This is a genomic window from Bosea sp. (in: a-proteobacteria), from assembly GCF_023953965.1.
Taxonomy (GTDB): domain Bacteria; phylum Pseudomonadota; class Alphaproteobacteria; order Rhizobiales; family Beijerinckiaceae; genus Allobosea.
Map to the genome: position 1 here is coordinate 2552003 of NZ_JAMLIX010000001.1, position 16331 is coordinate 2568333.

A 16331-nucleotide genomic window follows, 5' to 3' on the forward strand; every position below is an offset into this window, starting at 1 on the left:
GCCACGCGCGGGCACTCGGCACAACCTGCGATCGACCCTTGGCCATCGCATGGCGGTCCGCAAGGGTCGCCGCGCCCGACAAGCCGGCGCTTTCCCCAAGATTCGACAGAAAGGGGTTCCAAGCAAGCCTGGGCCGGAGCAGCGGCCAGATCAGTGGTCGTTGAGACCGGGCGATCGCCAAAGGCAGGCCGCCCGCGACGTGAGCGCGCGGGCGGCGGCTTGATGAAGGCGGCGCCTAGGAGCCAAGCGTCAGCGGAAGCTCCCATGGCGGAGCGCCCGATGAGGCCGCCCACCATGGGAGGAGACGGCCCATGGCCGGATCGAGGTCACCCGGCCGCGGGCGCCATCATCTCGCGCGCCGGCATGGCGCGAACCGCGGGACGCCCGATCACACCCCTGATGGCCGTGCCCAGTCGCTGTCGGCGTTCGCGCTGCTCCCGCTTCGTCTCGGTGGGATGCTGCCTGGGCGGTGGCGGCCCGATCAGCGTCTCGGGACGGAATGACCCGAGCGGGATCGGCAACGGCGCTCGCTCGACCGGCACGACGATCGCCGGCATGTCGAAAGGCAGTTCGAGCTGGAAGCCGTCCACGTCGGGCTCCGGTGTCTTCACCGGCTGGGGCGCTTGCGGCTTGCTCTTCCGCGGTCCCTCCAGCAGCACATTGCCCTTGAGGCCGAGCCCGTAGGCGAGCGCGTTCGCGGCGCCCGCGTTGCCCTCCAGGGTCCAGTGGGCATAGTAGCGCTGCGCGGTCTGGACGCTCATGCCGAGCAGGTCGGCGCAGGCCCTGACATCGACCTTCATGATCCGCAGGTGCGTCGCGGCGGTGTGCCGGAGCGTGTGCGGCACCACCTCCTCGTCGAGCCCGGCATCGGCGACGACGCTTGCCCAGATCGTCTTCAGGCGTCCCTTATACGGCGTGCCTTCCGGCTGATGGATCACGTGCTCGATCCCCGCCGCCAAGTCCGCGTCGCGCCAACGCCGCAGCATCGCCGCCAGCTTCGGCGAGATCGTCGACGAATGCTGGGGCTTGCCCTTGGCGGGATCCTGCCCGAAGCCCTGCCGATGGATCACGCAGCCGTCGACGTCGATGCAACCGCCTTCGCCGCGCGCCGACCAGGAGAGCTCCCGCAGCGCCTTGTGCCGCGTGCCGGTGTGGTAGCCGATCACGACGAAGCGGTAGATGGCCCGCCTCGCCTGCCGGGTCTCGATCGGACGCAGGATGCGGCGCTCCACCATGCGCCCGTTCTCGTCCACGACCGTCTCCGTCGCCCAGCCGCCCTTGGCGGCGTCCCAGACGCGACCGCGCGCTGCCCAAAGCAGGCGGCCGAGCTCGTCCCGCGTCAGGAACCGCTTCCGGCCCTCGCCCTCCTTGGGCAGTTCGACCTCTGGATACCAAGACAGCTCGTTGCGCTCGGCGTAGAGCTTGATAGCCTTCCGCAAGGTCTTGAGTTCGAACCGAGCGGTGGCGGGCGACACGGTCGGCGGCGGACGATCCGGGTCGTCCGAACGGAAGCGCGCGTCGGGCTGACAACTGCGCCACTCGATGAAGGGCGTGGTCGCGGCCTTGTCGACGTCTCCGAACGTCAGGGCGCCGAAGAAGGTCACCAGGGTCGACAGGCGCGATCCAAGCTCCTGATAGGCGTCCCGCCGCTTCTTGGTGGCATCGTTCGCCGGCTTCTCCTCGTCGTAAAGCAGTTCGAGCGCGAGCGCCACGGAGGCCTTGCGGGGCTCGATCATGGCCCGCGCCTTGCCCTCCTGCCGGAGCTTGTAAAAGGCGAGGCGGGTCTTCGCCTCCTCGTCGTCGCGGCCCACTACGCAGCGCGTCGTCTCCTCATGCTTGCCGTCGCGGATGTAGTAGATCCACTGGCCGCCCTTCGTCTTCGGCTTCTCGATGATCAGACGTGGCGGCTTCTTGCGACTACCGCGCTTGCGCTCCGGTTCGGGCTGCGCGACTGCGGCCCTCATCATCGCCACGTGCAATGCCTGGAACGAGACGTCGGGCGGGGTGGGTTGCGTGGTTCGCTTACCGGTCATAGGATGCAGTTCTCCTTTGGCGCGCGAGGATTCGCGCGCCGGGTGACCGGGGAGGCGGCGGATGTTTCCGCCAAGAAAGTGACCGCCCCTCCCCGGGGTCTTCTCAGGATGTCGACGCCCCTAGCGGGACGTCTTGTTTCGCGGGCGCCGGACAGGCGAACGCTCTTCCGCGATCCTGCGCAGCAGGGCCGCAGCCGGGTCGATGCCGGGTGGCACCATCTCGATCTCCGTCCTCGGGACGGCCTTCCTCCCCATCGATCGGATCGCGGCAGGCGTCACGAAGTGCTTGCCGGCAACGACGGTGATCTCAAGGGTGCCTTCGTGTCCCGCTGTCCGAAGCGACGTCACCGTCAACGGACCTCGGGGCCAGAACAGCGCGACGGCCTCCGTCAGCGTGAGTAGCTCGTCCTCCTTCCAATCCTCCACGCGAGGCCTCTCGGCGACGCGAGGCGGCCCGACGCGAACCGCTTGATGCGGATCCGAGCTGACCCGCGGCCGCGAGTCAACGGGGTCCAGAGGGGGGAATAGCAAATAACCCATAGGGTTAACGGAGCCGGGCCGCCCGTTTGTCCCCCCACAAGCGGCCGGGCCATAGCTGGGGGGACAAACTTCGAGGATCGCGTCCGTCGTCATCGAAAGGCAGTCGGGCACCGTGGCTCTCGCGCCACATCGCGTCTTCTGCTCCTTACTGGTCATCGCCCATCCCCCGATGGCCTGCGACGGGCCGGATCGCAGGCCACTGCCAACGGGAACGTCACGACCTTCGCCGGCGACGAACCCAGCCGGACGACACCGGCCTGGCTCTCGGCTTCCTCCATCGCGACGCGGGCGACGGCCTGATACGCGGCTGAGACCGCTCGCCGATAGGCGCCGGGCCCGAGTTCGGCCTGGACCGAGATCAGACGCGCGACGAGGGAAACGACCATGCTATCCATGGCGCACCCCCTTCCGCCGTCGGGGCGCGGCGTCCGCGGCCTCGACGATCGCGGCGAAGACCTCGCCCCCAAGATGACGGCGACGCAGGAGCCCGTCAGCGACCGCCTCGATGGCACGGCGGTTCTGGCGAACGGCGAGGATGGCACGCTCATGCAGCGTGGCCAGCGTGCGCGACACGGTCGCCCTCAGCCCGTGGTCGAGCTGCATCATCTCCAGCGCGTCGCCGGGGGCGCCCGAGTAAATGAGGTTCGGCCCCAGCCCGTAGGAAGTGAGCATCGACGCGATCTGGATGGTCGCGATCCCCAGGTCGCTGTCGAGCGCGCCGCCGGAGCCGACGCTCGCTTCGCCCAGGATCTCGACCTCCGCGGCGCGGCCGGCGAGGGTGCCGACGACGTCGAGTTCGATCTCAGCGCGCGTCGGCGATCGCCCGAGCCGCCGCAGGGTCATCGTGTGAGCAGCGGCGTCTCCCTGGCTGACGATCGAGACCGCACGGACGGAGCCGGGCGCGATGCGATGGGAAAGCACGGCATGCCCGGCTTCGTGGATCGCGAGCCGGCGCTGCTCCTCGGGCGGGCTTCGGTCCGGCGGTGCGACCGCGTCTACGAGGTCGTCGATGACCAGGCTCCTGCCGGCGACGCGCGCTGCCGACCTGGCCTGCTTCACCCAGCCCATCGCCATGGCGCCGGTGGCGGTGCCAGCGAGCTCGGCGATCGGCAGCAAGTCCTCACCGGGCAGGTCACCGCCGAGGTGCTGGCGAAGGATCGCAGCCATGTCCGCGGGACCCGGGGGATGAATGTGGATGATCTTGTTCAGCCGCCCGGGCCGAACCAACGCGGGATCGACCCTGCCGGCGTGGTTAGTTGCCCCGATCACGATGAGCTTGCTCGCCACGCCGGAGGTAGCGCTATCCAGCGACATGAGAACGTTCGTGATCACTGGGACCCAATAGTCCCGATTCCGCTCCCCGACCGTTCCGCGGTCCGGCAACGCATCGAGCTCATCGAGGAAAAGGATCGCCGGCGCGCAGGCCGCTGCGGCGCCGAACACCCTGTCGACCTCCTTGATCACGCTGTTGAGATATCCGTCCGTTGACGAGAACCAGCTCGCTACGCTGGTCACGAATAGGGGCAGGCCGACACTCTTGGCGAGGGCGCGGACGTAGGTGCTCTTTCCCAACCCGGGATCGCTCGCCAATACGACATGACGGTCGATCGCCTCGAACGGCAGGTCCCCCCTCCGCCACGCGCACAGGTCGTTGACCAGGCGCAGGCCCCACTCTCCCGCCGCTCCGTAGCCGTGCATCTCCTCAAGTCGGGGCACGTCCGCCACCGTCGCGTCGACGACGGTCTGGCTCGCGGCGGCGGCCTCCAGGCGACCGACGCACTCTTGCGCGGTGGAACCCGTGCGGATCGCCGAGACGATGTCGTAATAGTCGAGCCCCGTTGCCACACGCGGAGGCATCGTCATAGTCCGATCACCCGTGGCCGTCGCGATGACGCGCGCGATCACGGAGTTGTCGGGCGTCCCGATAGCGATGCGGACGTCGGCAGCCGTGACCAGCGCGGTGGGAAGCTGCCGCTCCGGCGCGACCGCGACGCCCACGACCGACAGGCCGTTGGCAAGCTTCGCGGCGCAGAGAGCCGACGACGGGCGCTTCTTGCTGCCCGGGATCGGCGCGACGACGTCATTCCATTCGCGGAGCGACCCCAGGGCGTCAATGACGGGCTCGACCCAGTCGGCGGACGGCACCGAGACGACCATTGCAAGGCTGCTTTCGTCGTCGATACGCTCCATGATGTCGGGAGGGATCGCCGCATAGAGGGCGCACTCGGCCAGGGTCTGGTGGGCGGGGGCGGTGGTGGGCTCGTCGCCCTCAATTTCAGAACAATCGGGGGTGATTTCGGTGGGCATGATGGCCTCTCACAGGAGGCCGTCGCCGGGTTAGCGGTCGTCCGTCCTCCAAATGGAATGGAAGTGCATGGAGATCTCCTCGGGCCGCGCGTCGACGCCGCCCTGTAACGGGCGTTTGGTCGGCGCGGCGGTGGATATGGATCGTGTTGGAAGGATCATCTCGGGAGGCCTCGGCTAGGGAATGGCCTCCCGCTCGCCGGCGAGATCAGTCGCTGGCGGAGGAAGCCGGGAGACACGGGCGCGATTTCGTCGCGGGCCGGTCGGATATGGATAGCGTCATGCTCATCGCGAAACAGATAGGGAACAAACGCCGCGCCGGTCAAGGAGGCCTAATGCTACTCCTGACACGTCTTGGATCATGGTTAACGGGAATCCACATCGTCGACCGGGGTCTCGACCACCGTGTCTGTCGCCCGGTCGTAGACGACCTCGAACGTCCCGCGGCGATCCCGGACGCGTCGCCTCGGCAGCCCCTTCGCGACCGTGCGGGGATAGCCCGAGCGATGGTCATCGCACTTGACGGCAAGCCAACCGGATTCGCCGAGCGTGGACCTCAGGCGGCCCTCTCGCCCGCACTCATCGCAGGTGCATTCGGACCTCATCTCGGCGAGCAGGATCGCGTGGTCGATGGCGGCTTGGGTGTCGGGTCCGACCGGGCAGATGAGATCCGCGCGAAGTTCCGCATACTTCTCCTTGATATCAATGATCGCGGCCTTGGTCGGGACGGGCTCGCCGGCCAAGGCTTCGGCGATACGGTCGAACAGGCGGGCGACGACATCCGACCAGCCATCTCCAACGGCCATATGGATATGGGAACCGGCGATCCAGTCGGAATGCCGGGCATAGATCTGGGCCTGCCAGTCGGCAGGCGTCTTCGGGCGCGACATGGGCGCCTCCATAGAAACGGGATCGCGTGCAACGTCGCGCGGCGATCGGGAATGCGGGGATGTGTGAGGGTGCGCCGGCGGCGCGAGGTTCAGCCCGCTATTCGGCGCAACCGAGCGATGGCGCGCGCAAGTCCGACGCCGGCCTTGGGCCAGCGGTCGTCGAAGATCGTGTGGGCGGCTCGGATCATCGTCACTGAACGTTGGACACTAGGCAGAGCTGGTCAAGGTTTGCCGCTATTAGGGGACTGCGCGCTCGGGAAGTGTCAGGATCGTCAGGATCTGGTCGCCGGGAAGCCTGAACGACTGCTCGATAACCTCGTCCCGATCGGCGCCCTTGAAGTCGAACCAAGCGTCGCCGGGCATCTTGTGTGGATGGGGGTCGCCGGCGTCGTTGAAAAGCATCTCGTAGGCATAGGTCTGGGCGTCGAGCTGCCGCGAGGGCCGCCACCAGCTCGCAAACCGGTTGTGAGGCGACCACCACCGCAGGCCGTTCCTATCGTGGCAAACGAGCATGATGGGAAAGCGATCGAGCTGCGCCAGCTTGATCAACGTCGCGGTCCTGCTCGCCGTGAACTCCCCGGCAAGCTCCTCCGCCGCCGCGATCGTCACCTTCCGGATCTTCATGGCTCTGGGCCGCACCATGAAGTCGGGGAGGATGAGGTCCGAGGCGAAATCGTCGGCCTGCCGCTCGGGGTCCAGGGCGTCCCGGCGGCGGTCTCCGATGTCGCCGGCGGAACAGAACAGCTGTCGCCCTCGGTGGTGGTGCCAATGTCCCAGTTCATGGGCGATCGAGAACCGTTGCCGTTCGGGCCCTGCGTCGCTGTTGACGGTGATGACCGCGTTCTTTCCGCGACCGACGATCATGGCCTCGCACCCGCAGAGCGGCCGAAACCGAACGACAGCTCGCTGGCAGTAGGCGATCGCCTCCAAGTCGATGTCGGCAGGCTCGGCGATCCCGAGCTCCATGAGCGTTCGCTCCGCGGGCGAAGGCGGTTTCATCCTTCGCCGTTCTCGCGTTCGAGCCGCTCCAACTCGGCGAGCGCATCCGCCACGGCATCCTCGTCACTCGCCGAAAGCTTGGTGCCTTTTCTGGCCGCCATCATGAAGGGCGACTCGGGCCGCGCCTTGAACGCGGCCAGACGGGCTGCGGCGTCCGATCCTTGAGATCTAGGCGCGGGACGAGACTTCAACGCGACGACCTGGGCCTTGGCTGCGGCCATGCGCTCGCGGCCCGCGATCCGTTGCGCGTCCGCGATCATGGCGCGTCCAAGCGCGACGTAAGCCGCGGTATCCTCACCGTTGTCCTCCAGCTCGGCGCGGTATTCGCTCGACGGGACGGATAATGCGCTGTCGACGAGAGCGTCGTCGATCCTGCGGAGTTCGTGCTCGGATCGATCCTTCTTGACCGTGCTCATAGGATCCGCCTTCCAGGGTATAGTTTATCGGCTGCACGCCGGATTTTCTTGGCCAGATAGCTGAGACGCTCCTGATCGCAGCCGATCGCGTCCCGCAGTTCCTTGCCTCGATCGCCCATCGACCAGCCGAGCAGCAAAAGTTCGCATTCGGCGTCGCCCGCCACTGCCGCCTTGATCTCGGCGACGACCACATCATCGTCGTCGACGTCCTCCTTGGCCAGCAGCGCGGCCTCCGGATCGACCGGTGCGGTCGGCAACACCTCCTGCGCCGTCGGGTTCGCCGGATCGAGAGCCGCCTCGTCGAACTCGCGAACGGCGGCCCGTTTTGGCCGATCGTGAGAAGCGATGCTCCTCATCGTCCCGACGACGAACTGCCGAGGCGTGACGTCCCGCGGGCAGCGCCGATCGCCTCCGGCGGCCCTGACCAGGGCTTCTCGAAAAAGCTCGCCTGGCTCGAAGCTCGTCCCGTGAAGGAACCTGCGCTCCATGCCCAGGACCACGGCGAGGTCGTCGTCCGATAAAGTCGTGAGCAGCCGGAATATCTCGTCTGGCTCATAGAGGCCGACGGGTGGATCAAGCGACGCTTCGGCGGTTCCATCATCGACCAGCTTCATTCGTCGTTGCCCCTCCCTGTATGCCGGCGTCGCAAGCGTTCCGGACAATTTTCTGAAAGTTTGTCCGAAAGCTCCGACCGCCCGGCAAGGTTGTAGGATGCCACTCGCAGGACGATTCTCCAATGCGAGGCTGGCCTTCCACGGAGCCGGTCATGAACCGCATGCTGCGCCTGCCGGGGGACGAAGACCCCTTCCATTCCCCGATCGACGCCGCGTTGGCTGAGGTCGCGGTCAATCTCCAGCTTCCGCCCGGTCTGCATTCGCAGGTCGGCGATCGCTACGAAGCCGTTCGCCGCTACGCCGAGCGCGAGGGCAGCCCCCTGCACGGACGGATCGTGCGCTTCTATCCCCAGGGGTCGATGGCGATCGACGCCACCATCTCGATGCGTGGGACGGACGAGGAATATGACCTCGACATCGTCGCCGAGCTCGACCTCGACGCATGGGCCGATCCGGACGCCGTCCTCGACCTGCTCTACGAAGCGCTGAAGGATTACCCCGTCAGCCAGAAGGTGGAGCGGCAGACCCGCTGCGTCACCATCCGCTACAAGGACGGCATGCACCTCGACGTCACGCCGTCCGTCAGGTTCGCTAGCACGCCGGATCGCGAGAGCCAGATCTTCCACGCCAACCCGGACAAGCCGGCGAGCGAGCATTATCACGTTCGCATGAACGCCTACGGCTTCGCGGAATGGTATCGCGGCCGCACCCCGATCGAGCTTCGGTTCGCCGAGGAGTTCAGCCGCAGGTTCTATGACGCCCACGGGCTCTCGATGCGGGCCGACGCCGAGTTCGACGAGGTTCCGGAGCAGACGCCGCTGGTCGTCAAGAACACGGCCACCGTCGCGCTCCAGCTGCTGAAGCGGCATCGTAACGTCGCCTACGCGAACGCGACGGGGCGCATCCCGCCCTCCATCATGCTGTCGTGCTTCGCCGGGCACTCCGCCGGCGGCGCGTCGACGCTGTCGGACATGGTAATCCGCCAGGCGCGCATGACCGCCGAGGAGATCCGCCGCGCCGATGACCGCGGCGAGCGCGTGAGGGTCACGAACCCGGCCCTGCACACCGAGTGTTTCACGGATCGCTGGCCCGAGAACCTTGCGCAACAGCGCGAATACGCGGGCATGCTGACGCGGCTCGCCAACGACCTGACTTGGCTCAAGACCGCCGAGATCGATCAGGAGGATCTGGCCGAGTGGCTGCGCGATCGCTTCGGCCAGCGCGTCGTCGAGCGCTCGATGCGCAAGCTCAACGACCGTCGGGGTCGGGCGATCCAGGCGGCGTCGCAGTCCTATACGCCCAAGGGCGGCCTCTACGTGCCGAGCGCGCCGCGCCTCGCCGGCGTGGGCGCCGCGGCTGCGGCCTCCGCGCCGGCCCTGGCGCGCCCGCATACGTTCATGGGTGGGCGCAAGTGATGATCGGCCTGCCGACGATCAAGGACCAGCTCGCCGCCATGGCATCGAGGTGGCCGGCATTCGCGGCCCGCCGCCTCGACGACCGCACTGCGGCTTGGCGCGGCCCCCTGCGCCCCTTGATGCGGACCTACGAGGTCCGCATCGTCTACCGCGCACCGCTGATCTTCGAGCGCATCGACGCGATGCGGATGCAGCCGGACGTCACCGTGCTCTCGCCGCGCCTGAAGCCGATGGCCCGCAGCGCCGAGGGCAAGCTGCCGCACGTCTACTGGGGCGACGACGGCTCGGCCTCGCTCTGCCTGTTCGACCCCGACACGCGCGAATGGTCGCCCGCCGATCTCCTGGCCGACACCACCGTGCTCTTCACCATCGATTGGCTGACTTGCTACGAGGGTTGGCGCGCCACCGGGGAATGGACCGGCGGCGGGCGGCATCCTTCCCCTCCCGCGAGCGAAGGAGCGACCCCATGACCTACGTGCCACCGCGCCGTTCGGACGGCACCATCCAGACCCGCCGGGTTCGTCAGCCCTGGCCCGCCGACCGGCCCTTCCGCATCCTCTCGATCGACGGCGGCGGCATCTGCGGCATCCTGCCCGCGTCCGTGCTTGCCGAGCTTGAGCTTCGATTCCTCGGCGGCCAGTCGATCGCCCGCCATTTCGACATGATCGCCGGCACCTCCACGGGCGGCATCATCGCGCTCGGCCTGGCGCATGGTCGCACGGCCGCCGAGATCCGGGACATCTACGTCGAGCGCGGCGATCGGATCTTCCCGCCGCCGTCGCGCATCGGACGGTTCGTGCGCCTGCTGCGGCGAAGCCATCGCTACGTCTACAAGCGCGAGCCCCTTGAGAACGAACTGCTGCGCATCTTCGGTGACGCGCCCCTGGGCGAGGCGACGACCCGGCTCTGCATCCCCGCCTTCGAGGGCCGACACGGCGAGCCGTGGATCTTCAAGACGCCGCACCATCCCGACTACAAGCGCGACCGGGTCGAGCGCATGGTGAAGGTTGGCCTCTCGACCGCCGCTGCGCCGACCTACTTCGAGGCGCTGCCGAACAACGGCTACGTCATGGTCGACGGCGGGCTGTGGGCGAACAATCCCGTCATGAACGCCCTCGTCGACGCGCTGGCCTGCTACGAGCTCGACCGAGCGCAGATCGAGATCCTGAGCCTGGGCTGCGGCGAGACCGCCTTCCGGGTCGACGAACGCAAGGCCGGCGGCGGCTTGTTCCAGTGGCGCGGCGTCATCAGCGCAGCGATGCGGGCCCAATCCCTGAACGCGCTGGGCCAGGCCTACCTTCTGGTCGGCAAAGACAAGGTGATGCGGATCGACGCACCGGAGAGCCCGACCCCGATCGCGCTGGACGATCACAAGCGGGCCCGCGAGGAATTGCCGGCAATGGCGCGCTCCCTGGTCGAGGGGGCTGGTCGGGAGATCGCCCGGACCTTCTTCGCGAGCGAGGCAGACGAATTCCGACCAGTGCCGATGTAAGGATGGACCCCGACGCGGCGGTTCGAACATCACAAAGACCCCGGTGATCTGACGCCTGTTGCAGTCGGGCGATTCGCATGGGAACTTGACGGGAAACGTTCTAGCTATCTAACTATCTATCCCATCGTTGGGATTGAGAGATGTCATGAGCGAGCCGCGAGCCAGGGCCGATGGTCGACGTCAGCTCCTCGTTTACCTCGACCCCGAGGTGATCAAGGCGCTGAAGAAGGCCGCCCTCGATGAAGAGCGGCATAGCTACGAGATCGTCGAGGAAGCCATCCAGAGCTGGTTGGCCAAGCGCAAGAAGTCTTAGTTAGGGAAGCGGGTCGCTCTTATGGACGTCTTTGCGCTAAGCGATCAAATCGTCGAGGACTACAGCGCCTTCTCGCGCTCGTTCACACCAATCCGCTCCCCGGACGTTCGCTCCTACGTCGACGCCGAGTATGACAGCGGGCGCTTCTGGCCCGAGCCGCTCATCCAGATCAATCCGCAGTTCAAGTCTGGCGGCCTGATCTCGGACATCGTCAACGACGGGCTCCTCCACCCCGATGCCGGGCACATCTTCCGGAAGGAAGGAAAGCCCCTCCGGCTTCACCTTCACCAGAAGCAGGCTATCTCTAGGGCCCGTAACAGCCAGAGCTTTGTCGTTACGACCGGCACGGGCTCGGGCAAGTCACTCTGCTATCTGGTGCCGATCGTAGACCACATTCTCCGGACAAAGTCGGAGGGCGCGAAGAAGAGCACCTGCGCGATCGTCATCTATCCGATGAATGCCTTGGCCAACAGCCAGATCGAGGAGGCGGAGAAGTTCCTCCGTCAGTTCGACGGACCCAACAAGCCTCGCGTCAAACGCTTCACAGGACAGGAAAAGACCGAAGACCGCGCCGAGATCGCCCGCAATCCGCCAGACGTCCTCCTGACCAACTTCATGATGCTCGAATACCTGCTCACCCGACGCGCGAGCCAGGACGAGCAGGTCATCAGCAACTGCGAGGGCCTCCGATTCCTGGTCCTCGACGAGCTCCACACCTATCGCGGTCGGCAAGGCGCCGACGTGGCAATGCTCGTGCGCCGCGTGCGCGAGCGGCTCGTCACGGACGACAACCTCATCTGCATCGGCACTTCGGCAACGATGTCGAGCAAGGGCGACTCTATGGAGCGCCGGCAGACCGTGGCCAACGTCGCCTCCACCTTGTTCGCTACCAAAATCCCACCCGAGAACGTCCTGGTCGAGGCGCTGGAACGCCGAACACAATTGCCGTCGACGATCTCACGATCGACGCTCGTCGAGATGGTGACACGCGAAACACCGGCGGTGATGACCGACGCCGCGATGGCACTGGACCCGATGGCGGTCTGGATCGAGACGCGCCTGGGGTTGAACAAGCTCGACACCGGTGACCCAGAACGGCAGAAGCCGGTTGATCTCCAGGTTGCTGCCGCTCGCTTGCACGAGGATTGCGGCGAGCCGCTTGATCGCTGTCGCGCGGCACTCAGCGATTTCCTGTTGTTGGCGAGCAAGGGCGAAAAGGAACGTGGCGGAGCCTCGACAGGCGAGGCCCCGTTTTTCCCGTTCCGACTACATCGTTTCCTTTCCGGCGCCGGCGTCCTGCATGCGACGCTGGAGCCCCGTGGTCGTCGCCAGTTCTTCTTCGACGGGCAGGTGTTCGCGCCAGAGCGAGACGAAGGAGACGAGGCGCGCCTTTTCGGAACCTATTTTTGCCGGCGATGCGGTCACGAACATCATCCGGTCTATAAGATCCGCGGCGACGAGGCGGTTTTTCGCGCGCGCGAGATCGACGACATGCCCGATGAGGACGAGGCATTCGATCCCGAGGCTGCGCAGGTCGCTGGCTTTCTCGTCCCAGTGCCGCCGGCGGAAGAGGAATGGACCTTCAAGGGCGAGGTCGCCGACTACCCGGAGAACTGGCAGAACGACAAGGGGAGCAAGCTCATCCCTACCTACCGGAAGCGGGCCGGCGAAGCCGTCTCGCTGACCCCACTCGGTTCGCAGTCTGCCAGCGGCACCTCGCTTTGGTTCTTTCCAGGCAAGCACCGCTTCTGCGCATGCTGCGGGACGGCAAACAACGGCCAGGGTCGAGACATGACCCATCTCGCTGGCATCACGTCCGAAGGCCGGTCCTCGGCAACGACCGTTTTGGTGACCTCACTGCTGGAATGGCTGAACGAACATAGCGGTCTCGAACAGTCGCGGCGCAAGGTTCTGGCCTTCACGGACAATCGGCAGGACGCCGCCCTCCAGGCGGGCCATTTCAACGACAGCGTCTTCGTCACGATACTGCGTGCGGGATTCCTCAGCGCGGTGACATCGGCCGGCTCATCGGGGCTTCGCGGGGACAAGCTCGGCAAGGCGATCCAGGATGCGCTCCGCTTCACCCAGACCGATCCGGACCGCTTCGACGATTGGATACTGGATGCTGGCCAGGGGAAAAAGCTGTCGCTTACCGCGATCGAGGATGCCGAGGAGACGATGGGCGAGATGCTCGCCCTCAGGGGATGGATCGACCAGCAGAGGGGGTGGCGCTACACCAATCCCAACCTGGAAGACCTCAAGCTGATCGAGGTGGATTATCGCGGCCTTCAGGAGGTCGTGGAGCATGAGGCCGTTGCCAGGCACCACCTCCTGGCTGCCCTGTCGGATAAGAAGCGTGAGGAAGTGGTCCGGGCGGTGCTTGATCACGTGCGCCGGGTTGTAGCGGTCAACTCTATCGTCCTGAGAAGCTCGAAGATCGACGAGCTTCGGCAGCAATCCGCTTCGCGCTTGCGGGCGCCTTGGGGATTGGGTGACAGCGAGAGGATCACCACCTCTCGCGCGGCGATTATCGGCCAGCGCCCAAGCGGCAAGAGCCCGGACGACGACATCGAAATCCGTAGCGGCGCGAAGAGTCTCTTGGGCCGGCGGCTGAGGTCCAAGACAGAGTTTCACTGGCCTAAGCGCCTGACGGAGCCGCAGACTCAAGAGGTCATCGAGGCCGTCTTCCAGGCAGCGGTCGATACCCACATGCTTCGGCCTTCCGGCAACGGTTTCCAGATCGATGTCGGACGGGTGTTGTTCAAGGCCGTCCCCAATGCGACGCCAAAGAATACGTTCTTCGCCAATCTCTACCGCATGACGGCCGCCGCGCTCTCTGGATCATCGGCCATCTTTGGGTTCGAGGGTCGCGAACACACCGCGCAGGTCACCAACGAACTGCGCCAGGTGAGGGAAGCGCGCTTCCGGACTGCCGACCAGGAAGCCATCCGCCAGGTGATGGCCGACCAGGAGTTCGATACGCCACCGGAGCCGGTGCGCTTCCTGCCGACCCTGTTCTGCTCGCCGACGATGGAACTCGGCGTCGACATCGCGGACCTGAACGTCGTTTACCTTAGGAACGCGCCGCCGACGCCGGCGAACTACGCCCAGCGCAGCGGTCGCGCCGGCCGGTCAGGCCAGGCGGCGCTCGTGCTGACCTATTGCTCGGCGATGAGCCCGCACGACAATTATTACTTCCGGAACAAGGAAGAGCTCGTCTACGGCGTAGTCGAGCCGCCGAGCCTGGATTTGGTCAATCGCGAGCTGATCGAGAGCCACCTACATTCCACGTGGCTGTCTTGCGTCAAGCAAGAGTTCAATCCCTCGATTCCGCACGTGCTGGACATCGAGATGGCGAAGCGTCCGATCCGGACCGAGATCGCTGATGCGATCACGAGCCCGGCCGTGGCGATCGAGGCCAAGCGTCGGATCGAGCGCGTCCTCGATACCGACCTCATGCAGCACCTTACCCCTGCGGACGCTCCGTGGATCAGCGACCGTCCCGCCTTCGTCGACGAACTGGTCCGCGATGCGCCGACGATGCTGGATCACGCCTTCGACCGGTGGCGCAACCTACTCGCGGATGCCGAGCAGCTCCGTGAGCGAGCGCATGTGATCAATCAGGACCTGAGCCAGCCGAGCGACAAGCGCAAGCAGGCGATGCGTGATTACTCCGTCGCCGGGAGCCAGATCGAAGCACTTAAGGCGGATGGAAATTCCGGCGCATCAGGCGACTTCTACCTCTATCGATACTTGGCCACGGAAGGTTTCCTGCCCGGCTACAATTTCCCGCGCCTACCGCTCCGCGCGTTTATCCCGGCGGTGGGATCACGCCGCACGTTCGTCCAGAGGGCTCGCTTCCTGGCCATCTCCGAGTTCGGCCCCAACAGCATCATCTACCACGAGGGGCGCACATTCCGCGTCCATCGCGCCAAGCTGCCTGTCAACTCGTCCGAGGATGGCCACCTTCGGCTGCGCCGGATTCGGATCTGCAAGTCGTGCGGCGCGTCTCACAGCGACGATAGCCTCAACCGATGCCATGCGTGCGGCACCGAGTTGACCGGCAATTCGGATCTCATCACGAACATCCTGCCGATCGAGGCCGTCGACGCGCGCCCCACGCAGAGGATCACCGCCAACGACGAGGAGCGCCGCCGCCAGGGCTTCGATATCCAGACGACCTTCAACTGGCCGACGCGCGATCAGGGCCCGCAGTTCAGGAATGCCGAGATAGAAGCGGACGGCTCGACCTTGGCCAGGGTCCAGTTCGCTACGGGCGCTACGATCACCCGCGTCAACAAGGGTCTAAAGCGCGCCGCAACTGGGGGCGCCGGGTTCTCGATCAACGTGGCGAACGGTCTCTGGAAGCGGGACGACGACAGCGGCGATCCCAACCAGCGCTATGCCTTCGTCGTCCCGCTGGTCAGCGACACCAAGAACGTCATGTTGTTCATTCCACAGCGGTCGGTGATGGCGGCGGGCGGTTATGCCACAGCATCAACCATCCTTTACGCGCTAGTCCGCGGGATCGAGGCCGAGTTCACGATCGAGGAAGGCGAGGTCCTCACGGAGAACATGCCGTCCCGTGACGATCGCCGCGCATTCCTGATCTACGAGGCCGTCGAGGGCGGTGCCGGCGTCCTATCGCGCCTGTCGCGAGAATCTGACGCGTTCGCGCGGGTGGCACGCCGGGCGCTCGACATCATGCATTGGAAGTTCAACGGCAAGGCGCTCGCGGATGCGACGGACGCAGAGCTTTCGCAGCTGACGGTCGACGGCCTGGAGAACGACGATCCGACCTGCGTGGCCGGCTGCTATCGGTGCCTCCTGTCCTACTTCAATCAGCCGGAGCACGAGCACATCGACCGCCAGAACCCGGAGGCGCTGGCATTCCTGGTCTCGCTGGCACGCTCGTCGCTGTCCCTGACGCATGATGGCCCCCCGCGGCCCTCAGCTCGCGACTTCGGTGGATCTCGTGAGCCCGTCTCGGCGGAAGGGCAAAGCTGGGAAGCGGCTGCTGCCGCCAGAGGCATCGTGGTGGCGCCCGACAACCTGATCTCGCTCGGCGGCGTTACCTTCCCAGCCTCCTGGCGGCATGCCGGCGTCATCGCGTTACGCGACGGTGAAACCGCCGAAGCCAGCAAGGTTGCGAACAACGGCGTGGTCATCGTGCCGTTCGCAGCGGACGCCGCGGAATGGCCGGCAGCCTTCTCCGAACTCAAGTCGCTGATCGGGTAAGCCATGACGTTCCAACATCGCCCGGGCGACATCGTGAAGGCGCGTGACCGCGAGTGGGTGGTCACCGGTGTCGAGGA

The 16331-nt window shown here is 66.1% G+C and carries 13 protein-coding genes; 5 read left to right on the plus strand and 8 right to left on the minus strand.

Translation table 11 applies throughout. The features are described 5' to 3' along the window. Positions 1–326: 326 nt before the first annotated feature. From M9917_RS11880 to M9917_RS11915, 8 genes are all read right to left on the minus strand, one after another. The gene (locus M9917_RS11880; RefSeq protein ID WP_297253911.1) at positions 327–2033 is read right to left on the minus strand and encodes a tyrosine-type recombinase/integrase; all 1707 of its coding nucleotides are present in this window, start codon (positions 2031–2033) and stop codon (positions 327–329) included. A gap of 120 nt (positions 2034–2153) precedes the next feature. Further along, on the minus strand, positions 2154–2459 hold the full coding sequence (locus tag M9917_RS11885; RefSeq protein WP_297253913.1) for a hypothetical protein: 306 nt from the start codon (positions 2457–2459) through the stop codon (positions 2154–2156). Between the two features lie 266 nt (positions 2460–2725). Continuing rightward, positions 2726–2968 carry a hypothetical protein gene (locus M9917_RS11890; protein WP_297253915.1) on the minus strand — a complete coding sequence of 81 codons (243 nt, stop codon included), beginning with the start codon at positions 2966–2968 and terminating at the stop codon, positions 2726–2728. Next, positions 2961–4880, minus strand: coding sequence for an AAA family ATPase (locus tag M9917_RS11895; RefSeq protein WP_297253917.1), 1920 nt, complete (start codon positions 4878–4880; stop codon positions 2961–2963). Before M9917_RS11895 ends, M9917_RS11890 begins: the two co-directional genes overlap by 8 nt. 362 nt (positions 4881–5242) lie before the next feature. Then, on the minus strand, positions 5243–5767 hold the full coding sequence (locus tag M9917_RS11900) for a hypothetical protein (RefSeq protein WP_297253919.1): 525 nt from the start codon (positions 5765–5767) through the stop codon (positions 5243–5245). Between the two features lie 237 nt (positions 5768–6004). Beyond that, positions 6005–6733: an ImmA/IrrE family metallo-endopeptidase gene (locus tag M9917_RS11905; RefSeq protein ID WP_297253921.1), complete on the minus strand. Its 729-nt coding sequence runs from the start codon at positions 6731–6733 to the stop codon at positions 6005–6007. 29 nt (positions 6734–6762) lie between these two features. Then, complete coding sequence (locus M9917_RS11910) at positions 6763–7182, minus strand: hypothetical protein (RefSeq protein WP_297253923.1); 420 nt, start codon at positions 7180–7182, stop codon at positions 6763–6765. Then, entirely contained in the window at positions 7179–7796 is a 618-nt protein-coding gene (locus M9917_RS11915) for a hypothetical protein (protein WP_297253925.1), read from the minus strand. Before M9917_RS11915 ends, M9917_RS11910 begins: the two co-directional genes overlap by 4 nt. A gap of 152 nt (positions 7797–7948) precedes the next feature. Between M9917_RS11915 and M9917_RS11920 the strand changes: the two genes are divergently transcribed. From M9917_RS11920 to M9917_RS11940, 5 genes are all read left to right on the plus strand, one after another. Continuing rightward, positions 7949–9211: a nucleotidyltransferase domain-containing protein gene (locus M9917_RS11920; protein WP_297253927.1), complete on the plus strand. Its 1263-nt coding sequence runs from the start codon at positions 7949–7951 to the stop codon at positions 9209–9211. Next, positions 9211–9681: a type II CBASS E2 protein gene (locus tag M9917_RS11925; RefSeq protein WP_297253929.1), complete on the plus strand. Its 471-nt coding sequence runs from the start codon at positions 9211–9213 to the stop codon at positions 9679–9681. Before M9917_RS11920 ends, M9917_RS11925 begins: the two co-directional genes overlap by 1 nt. Next, positions 9624–10703, plus strand: a complete 1080-nt coding sequence (locus M9917_RS11930; protein WP_367273920.1) for a CBASS cGAMP-activated phospholipase — start codon at positions 9624–9626, stop codon at positions 10701–10703. Before M9917_RS11925 ends, M9917_RS11930 begins: the two co-directional genes overlap by 58 nt. A gap of 145 nt (positions 10704–10848) precedes the next feature. Continuing rightward, positions 10849–11016 carry a hypothetical protein gene (locus M9917_RS11935; RefSeq protein ID WP_297253931.1) on the plus strand — a complete coding sequence of 56 codons (168 nt, stop codon included), beginning with the start codon at positions 10849–10851 and terminating at the stop codon, positions 11014–11016. 21 nt (positions 11017–11037) lie between these two features. Then, entirely contained in the window at positions 11038–16254 is a 5217-nt protein-coding gene (locus M9917_RS11940) for a DEAD/DEAH box helicase (protein WP_297253932.1), read from the plus strand. Positions 16255–16331: the final 77 nt, after the last annotated feature.